Source organism: Trichococcus sp. (assembly GCF_055118575.1).
Genome location: NZ_JBSQPW010000020.1, coordinates 38389 through 46003, shown reverse-complemented (window position 1 = coordinate 46003; position 7615 = coordinate 38389). Strand labels below are relative to the sequence as shown.

Genomic DNA, 7615 nt, shown 5'->3' with positions numbered 1-7615 from the left:
GGGATTCCGCCTAATCTGGCTAACCTTCATGGGCGAAAACAAACCCATTACGGCTAGCCCGCTTAGTGCTCACCCCCTATCCGCGAATCATCACGCTCTCTTGGGTTTGTGTTTGAAGTGGCGGGCGGCGGCTACTGCGTTTTGCCAGCCAGCATAGAGGTCTTCGCGTTTTTCAGTCGCCATTTGTGGGTGGAACTCGCAGTCAGGCTGCCAATTTTGGATAATGTCATCGGTGTCCTTCCAGAATCCTACTGCCAAACCTGCCAAGTATGCGGCTCCCAGTGCCGTTGTCTCCAATACTTTGGATCTGGTCAAGGTTGTATTCAGCAGATCGCTTTGGAATTGCATCAGAAAGTTGTTGTGCGCTGCCCCTCCATCAACACGCATATTCGTGATGACAAGTCCGGAATCCTTCTGCATCGTGTCCACAACATCCTTCGTCTGATAAGCCAGCGATTCGAGTGTCGCACGGATCAGATGCGCCTTTGAAGTCCCTCTGGTCAATCCGAAGAAAGCGCCGCGCACATCTTGGTCCCAGTAGGGGGCACCTAATCCAACAAAAGCAGGAACCATGTAGACATTATCGTTCGATTCAAGCAGTTCGGCGTACTCTTCCGATTCCGCCGCTGATCGGATCAGCTCAGCTTCATCGCGTAACCATTGCAAAGCAGAACCGGCCACAAAAATGCTGCCTTCAAGAGCATAGTTTATTTCGCCGTTCAACCCATAAGCGATCGTCGTAAGCAAGCCATTTTCCGATTTCACCGGTGTAAGGCCGGTGTTCATGACGATAAACGCCCCCGTACCGTAAGTATTTTTCACCATTCCCTGTTCAAAACCGGTCTGTCCAAAGAGAGCAGCCTGCTGATCGCCGGCTATTCCGCCAATCGGGATACGCGATCCGTAAAAATCGTTTTCCTCCGTATAGCCGTATACTTCTGATGAAGAGCGGACTTCAGGCAATAGCGTTCTCGGAATAGCCAGTAAATCCAGGATTTCCTCGTCCCATTTCAGATCATAAATATTGAACAGCATCGTCCGGCTGGCATTGGAAACATCCGTCACGTGCACTTTTTTCCCGGTCAGTTTCCAGACAATCCATGTATCGATGGTGCCGAAGAGCAATTCTCCTTTTTCGGCCCGCTCTCGAGCATTCGGAATATGGTCCAGCAACCATTTTATTTTTGTGGCTGAAAAATAAGAGTCAATGATCAGACCCGTTTTCGAATGGATGAAATCGTTATGGCCTTCCTGCTTCAGTTTATCGGCGATCTCCGAAGTTTGGCGGGATTGCCAAACGATTGCATGGTGGATCGGCATTCCGGTAACGCGGTCCCACACAACCGTCGTCTCGCGCTGATTCGTTACACCTATTGCCGCAATCTCCTCCGGACGAATAGCTCCTCTGATCAAGGCATCCGCTATGACCGACTGGACACTGATCCAAATTTCATTCGCGTCATGTTCCACCCAACCCGGTTCAGGATAATATTGCATCAATTCTCTTTGCGAAGAGGAGATGATTGTGCCTTTCTTATCCCAGATGATTGCACGTGTGCTGGTTGTTCCCTGATCTATAGACATGATGTATTTTTTTTCCACTTGAAATCCTCTTTCCTGCCTTAAAATTTGTTGTTGTACGCAAACGAGAAAACGTTCTCATTTATTCACATCTCTGCGCATTTGCTCTTGCTATTATCCTAGCATTCTTTTTTATGATTCCCAATTATTTTTTATTCTTTCCCAGCATGATTCCGGGTTATCTCCAACCCTATATTTACTGTCACGTTTGTCAATTTGGAGATATTCAGAATGCGTAAATTTAAAAATATAAAAATTTGTCGCAAATATACCGTCATCGCAACGATGGTAACGCTTCCGGAAATGCGTTTTTTTCACAAGATTTCAACCGTATCATTTGCAAAAAGGCTTTGTTGCGCGTTAAGGTAGAGTAAGACATTTGTGAACCTAAAAACACTAAGAGGTGAAACCATGATAGAATTTAAAAATCTTACTAAACGATTCCCAGGCGGGAAAATTGCTGTGGATTCTCTGAACCTGACATTCAATGACGGAGAGTTCATTGTATTCATCGGGACGAGCGGCAGCGGCAAAACAACCTCTATGCGGATGATCAACCGCATGATCGAACCAACCTCCGGTGAAATTTTGATCAACGGAAAAAACAGCAAGGACATGAACGCGGTGGAACTGAGACGCCAAATCGGCTACGTCATCCAGCAGATCGGCCTGATGCCCCACATGACTATCTTCGATAACATCGTTATGGTTCCAAAACTATTGAAATGGCCTGTCGAAAAACAAAGAAAGATTGCAGAAGAGCTGATTCAAAAAGTCGACCTACCTTTGGATTTTCTCGAACGCTATCCATCCGAACTGTCTGGCGGGCAACAACAACGTATCGGTGTTATCCGGGCTTTGGCAGCTGACCAGGACATCATTTTGATGGATGAACCTTTTGGAGCTTTGGATCCGATCACTCGCGATTCCCTGCAAGAAACCCTCAAAGAACTGCAACGCGAATTGGGAAAAACGGTTATCTTCGTCACACATGATATGGATGAAGCTTTGAAACTGGCAGACCGGATCGTCATCATGCAGGACGGAAAAGTCGTTCAATTCGACACACCCGACAATATCCTGATGGATCCTGCGAACGCATTCGTCGAAAACTTTATAGGCGAAGAACGTCTGAGCCAAGCACGTACGAACTTCCGCACTGTTGAGCAGATCATGATCCGCGGCCCAGTTTCGGTTTCGTCAGACCAAAATCTTTCTGAAGCCATCAAATTGATGCGCACCCGTCGTGTCGATAGTTTGTTCGTGACCGATGCGGATGATATCTTGTTGGGCATGTTGAGTGTCGAAGCGATCGATACCAACCGACGCCGTCCAGTCACTGTCGGCGAGGTCATGAGTGAGGTTTCCTTTGTTCGTGAAGGCACACTCGTCCGGGATGCTTTACAACGGATCCTGAAATTGGGTTACAAAAATATTCCTGTGGTCAATGAAAATAACCAGCTTATCGGCTTGATCACCCGCACATCCATTGTGGATATGGTCTATGACACAATTTGGGGAGACATAGAGCCCGAAATGCCGGCGGAAGAAGTAATCGAGACAACCGCGGACATCGAAACGGTTGAGGGGTGATGATATGGACTTTTTGAAAGCGAATGGTTCCGAGTTGCTCTTTAAAACAGGAGAACATTTCTACATCTCAGCGATGGCGCTGGTGCTTGGCGTTCTGATTGCTGTTCCTTTAGGCATCGCCTTGACACGTTTCAAACGCTATTCCGGTTTTATCATCAGTTTTGTTTCGATTCTACAAACTGTCCCTTCTCTGGCTTTGCTTGCCTTGATGATTCCCTTGTTCGGAATCGGAAAGCTTCCCGCGATTGTAGCCTTGTTCATCTATTCACTCTTGCCGATTCTGAGAAATACGTTCATCGGCATCTCAAATGTGAACAGCACAATCGTTGACTCCGCAAAAGGGATGGGTATGACCGATAATCAGATTATTCTGCAGGTGAAATTGCCGCTTGCTGCCCCGGTCATCATGTCCGGGATCCGGTTGGCGGGAGTGTACGTCATCGCTTGGGCGACTCTTGCTTCGTATATCGGAGCCGGTGGTTTAGGGGATTACATTTTCAACGGATTAAATGTATACGATCAGGAAATGATCATTTGGGGAACCCTGCCGGTAACCTTGTTGGCTTTATTGGTTGACTTCCTCCTCGGTAAGCTTGAACGATTCGTTTCTCCACAGACAACATCTGCAAAAGGAGGAAACTGATGATGAAGAAATATATGAAAAAATGGTTGCTTTTCCCGCTGACAGCACTGTTATTGGCGGCTTGCTCTCTGCCTGGTCTGGGTGCCTCCGTAAACAATGACGGCATCGTCATCACCGGTGGGACAACGACAGAAATGCAAATATTGAGTTATATGGTCAGAGGGATGGTGGAACACTATCTGCCGGATGCTTCCGTGGATATGGTCAATAATCTTGGCTCGTCGACACTGAATCATCAAGCGATGATGGGAGGCGATGCAAATGTATCGGCTGCGCGCTATACAGGGACCTCCCTGACCGGTGAGTTGGGCATGGACCCTATTACCGATCCCGTACTGGCTTTCGAGACGGTTGTAAAAGGTTTCGATGAAAACTTCGATCAGGTTTGGTTCCCATCCTACGGTTTTGCCAATACCTACGCCTTTTTGGTAACACGTGAATTCGCCGAAGAAAATAATTTGGAGACCGTCAGCGATCTCGCGGCATTAGCGCCGAATCTGAGAGCGGGCGTTGACAACTCCTGGATGGAGCGGGAAGGCGACGGTTATGAAGCCTTCAAAGAAACCTACGCTTTTGACTTCCAACGTGTCTATCCGATGCAGGTCGGCCTCGTTTATGATGCCCTGCAGGCGGATGAAATGGATATCGTTTTGGGCTACTCCACTGACGGACGGATCGCAAGCTATGACCTGGTCGTCCTGGAAGACGATCTGCAACTGTTCCCACCCTATGACGCCAGCCCAGTTGCCACTAAAGAGATACTTGCAGCTTATCCTGAACTGGAGACCATCCTGCTGAAATTGGAGGGCACTGTGACTGACGAAATGATGCAGGCGATGAACTATGAGGTCGATAACGATTTGGTGGAAGCCCAAACAGTCGCCCAAAATTTTTTGGAAGAGAACAACTATTTTGAAGACAAAGAAGTCACATCCATAAAGGAGGAAGACTGATGAACTTAAGTGAAATGAATACGCTCCAACAGTTGCTCTACTATTATAGAGAAAACGCTGGCTATGTATTCGAACAATTCACCCGCCATTTCCTGATTTCCATTTACGGTGTGCTGTTTGCAGCGATTGTGGCGATCCCGCTCGGTTTCTGGATCGCACGCCACAAAAAACTGGCGGATTGGATCATCGGAGCCGCCAATGTCATCCAGACAATCCCTTCCTTGGCGCTATTGTCCATTTTGATGTTGGGACTAGGGCTCGGATCGGATACCGTCATTGCGACTGTTTTCCTGTATTCGTTGCTGCCGATCATCAAGAACACCTACACGGGCGTCCGGAATGTGGATGCCGCGCTGTTGGATACCGGTAAGGGCATGGGGATGACGCGGATGCAATTGACTTATCTGGTCGAACTGCCGCTTTCCCTCTCCGTCATCATGGCCGGCTTGCGGAATGCCCTAGTCGTTGCGATCGGTATCACCGCCATCGGAACCTTCATCGGCGCCGGTGGATTGGGGGATATCATTTCTCGTGGCGTGAATGCGACAAACGGTACAGCAATTATCCTGGCCGGTGCTATCCCGACCGCTTTGATGGCTGTTCTGGCCGACTGGTTGTTGGGTCTTTTGGAAAAGCGATTGGACCCATCCAGCAAAGTCACACTTAAATAGTGAGTGCTCAAAATAAGCAATGCAGTCGAAAGGACAAGGCAATTACACAAACCGTGGATTGTCTTGTTTTTTTCCCATGGATTCCACTGCGCCTCAGCGGCGGATAATTTCTTTTAATGATTTTCCATTTGTGATAGAATAGATTGGACTCTAGACGGACAGAAAATTCTGATCTAGCAAGAGATACTTAAGGAGTGGTATAAATGTGTGGTTTTGTTGGATACATCCATGGATCGACTGCATGGAACCATCAGACTGTAATTGAAGGTATGATGAACAGAATCGTCCACCGCGGACCAGACAGCGGCGGTATGTATTCTGATGACAAGGTAACGTTAGGCTTCCGGAGATTGAGCATCATCGACCTTTCCGATAACGGAAAACAACCGATGTACAGTGCGGACGGAAATTTGGTATTGGTGTTCAACGGCGAAATCTTCAACTTCCAGGAGTTGCGCGAAGATCTGAAGCAAAAAGGACACGTCTTCCATTCCAAAACGGACAGTGAAGTTTTGATTTACGGCTACAAAGAATACGGTTATGACTTCGTGAAACAATTGCGCGGCATGTTCGCGTTCGCAATCTGGGACAAAGTGAACGATACGATGTTCATCGCCCGTGATGGCTTCGGCATCAAACCGTTGTACTATACGACAAACACAACCGATGGCAGCTTGCTTTTCGGTTCCGAAATCAAGTCATTTTTGGCTCACCCTGCGTTCATCAAAGAAGTGAACAAAGATGCTTTGCGTCCCTACTTAACGTTGCAATATTCTTCGATGGGCGAAACCTTCTTCAAAGGCGTCCACAAATTGAAACCAGCGCATTATATGGTGCTGAAAGGCAATGATATCCATACTGTCGAATATTGGGACAAAAAATTCCATGCCGAAAACGGCACTTTGGAAAGCTACGTGGAGGAAGTCAAAGCAACGATGGCCGATTCCGTCCGTGCCCACAAAATCAGTGATGTGAAGACAGGCGCTTTCCTTTCCGGCGGCGTCGACTCCAGCTTGGTTACCGCCTTGATGAAACCGGAAAAATCCTTCTCTGTCGGCTTCTCCGAATACGAAAAAATGTTCAACGAAACCAACCAGGCTGCCGATCTTTCCGACATCCTCGGCATCGAGAATGTCCGCAAGTACATCTCGCCTGAGGAAGCTTTCCATGCCCTGCCTACCATCCAATACCATATGGATGAACCGCAATCGAATCCGTCTTCCGTTCCGTTGTATTTCTTGGCTGAATTGGCGAAGAAAGATGTGACGGTCGTACTTTCTGGTGAAGGCGCAGATGAAATTTTCGGCGGCTACTCTTGGTATGAGCCATCCAAGAAAATGGAGACTTACGAAAAAATCCCTTACGGCCTGAGAAAAGGCATCGGCAAAGTGGCCCATAAATTGCCGAAGAATACCCTGACTACTTTCCTGGTCAAAGGTGGCCAAAAAGTTGAAGAACGCTTCATCGGACAAGCTATCGTCTGGGATGAGGAAGAAGCTGTTGACATCCTGAAGCCGGCATACAAAAACGGTCCGGATATCCGTTCGATAACCAAACCGATTTATGATGAAGTCAAAGGCCAGGACGATGTAACGAAGATGCAGTATCTCGATCTGAACCTTTGGATGCCTGGGGATATCCTGTTGAAAGCCGACAAGATGAGCATGGCCCACTCGTTGGAGCTGCGCGTACCTTTCTTGGACAAAGAAGTGATGGAATTGGCGAAACGCATCCCTTCCGATTACCGCGTCAATGAAATCGATACGAAGTATGTGCTGCGCAGAGCGGCTGCCGATGTCCTGCCGGAAGAATGGGCGAAACGTCCGAAGCTGGGCTTCCCTACTCCTATCCGCCACTGGTTGCGTGAGGAAGAATTCTACAACGAAGTCAGAAAAGCCTTCTCATCCGACTATGCGGCCGAATTTTTCGATACGGCTAAGCTCGTGCAGATCCTTGATGACAACTATACGAAGAAATTGGATTATGGCCGTCAGATCTGGACAGCCTACATCTTCCTCGTCTGGTACAAACGTTTCTTCATAGACGAAACACCTGTATCCGCGGAAGCCTTTGTTGCTTAAGCTTGCATAAATCAGAAACAGGAGTTGCCTCGTTGCGAGGCGGCTCCTGTTTTTGTGCACCTGTTTTTGCGTGGACGGCTGGCCGAAGGGGCT

The 7615-nt window shown here is 48.0% G+C and carries 6 protein-coding genes; 5 read left to right on the top strand and 1 reads right to left on the bottom strand.

Features of this window, described 5'->3' with window-relative positions; genetic code table 11:
* Positions 1 to 90 precede the first annotated feature (90 nt).
* On the bottom strand, positions 91 to 1602 hold the full coding sequence (gene glpK, locus ACTCCX_RS07200) for a glycerol kinase GlpK (protein ID WP_422539269.1): 1512 nt from the start codon (positions 1600 to 1602) through the stop codon (positions 91 to 93).
* Between the two features lie 390 nt (positions 1603 to 1992).
* Between glpK and ACTCCX_RS07195 the strand changes: the two genes are divergently transcribed.
* The 5 genes from ACTCCX_RS07195 (at position 1993) to asnB (ending at position 7522) form a co-directional block, all read left to right on the top strand.
* Positions 1993 to 3174 (top strand): betaine/proline/choline family ABC transporter ATP-binding protein, encoded by a 1182-nt coding sequence (locus tag ACTCCX_RS07195; RefSeq protein WP_086988674.1) that lies wholly within the window; start codon positions 1993 to 1995, stop codon positions 3172 to 3174.
* A gap of 4 nt (positions 3175 to 3178) precedes the next feature.
* The gene (locus ACTCCX_RS07190) at positions 3179 to 3817 is read left to right on the top strand and encodes an ABC transporter permease (protein ID WP_068560924.1); all 639 of its coding nucleotides are present in this window, start codon (positions 3179 to 3181) and stop codon (positions 3815 to 3817) included.
* A gap of 2 nt (positions 3818 to 3819) precedes the next feature.
* On the top strand, positions 3820 to 4770 hold the full coding sequence (locus ACTCCX_RS07185; RefSeq protein ID WP_463275370.1) for an osmoprotectant ABC transporter substrate-binding protein: 951 nt from the start codon (positions 3820 to 3822) through the stop codon (positions 4768 to 4770).
* Positions 4770 to 5441 carry an ABC transporter permease gene (locus ACTCCX_RS07180; RefSeq protein ID WP_463275365.1) on the top strand — a complete coding sequence of 224 codons (672 nt, stop codon included), beginning with the start codon at positions 4770 to 4772 and terminating at the stop codon, positions 5439 to 5441. Before ACTCCX_RS07185 ends, ACTCCX_RS07180 begins: the two co-directional genes overlap by 1 nt.
* A 203-nt stretch (positions 5442 to 5644) precedes the next feature.
* On the top strand, positions 5645 to 7522 hold the full coding sequence (asnB, locus tag ACTCCX_RS07175; RefSeq protein WP_463275364.1) for an asparagine synthase (glutamine-hydrolyzing): 1878 nt from the start codon (positions 5645 to 5647) through the stop codon (positions 7520 to 7522).
* The last annotated feature ends 93 nt before the right edge of the window (positions 7523 to 7615 follow it).

Excerpts from the sequence above, each read along its gene's own strand:
- ACTCCX_RS07185 (WP_463275370.1), top strand. The coding sequence starts at position 3,820 with ATGAAGAAATATATGAAAAAATGGTTGCTTTTCCCGCTGACAGCACTG.
- ACTCCX_RS07190 (WP_068560924.1), top strand. The coding sequence starts at position 3,179 with ATGGACTTTTTGAAAGCGAATGGTTCCGAGTTGCTCTTTAAAACAGGA.
- ACTCCX_RS07180 (WP_463275365.1), top strand. The coding sequence starts at position 4,770 with ATGAACTTAAGTGAAATGAATACGCTCCAACAGTTGCTCTACTATTAT.
- asnB (WP_463275364.1), top strand. The coding sequence starts at position 5,645 with ATGTGTGGTTTTGTTGGATACATCCATGGATCGACTGCATGGAACCAT.
- ACTCCX_RS07195 (WP_086988674.1), top strand. The coding sequence starts at position 1,993 with ATGATAGAATTTAAAAATCTTACTAAACGATTCCCAGGCGGGAAAATT.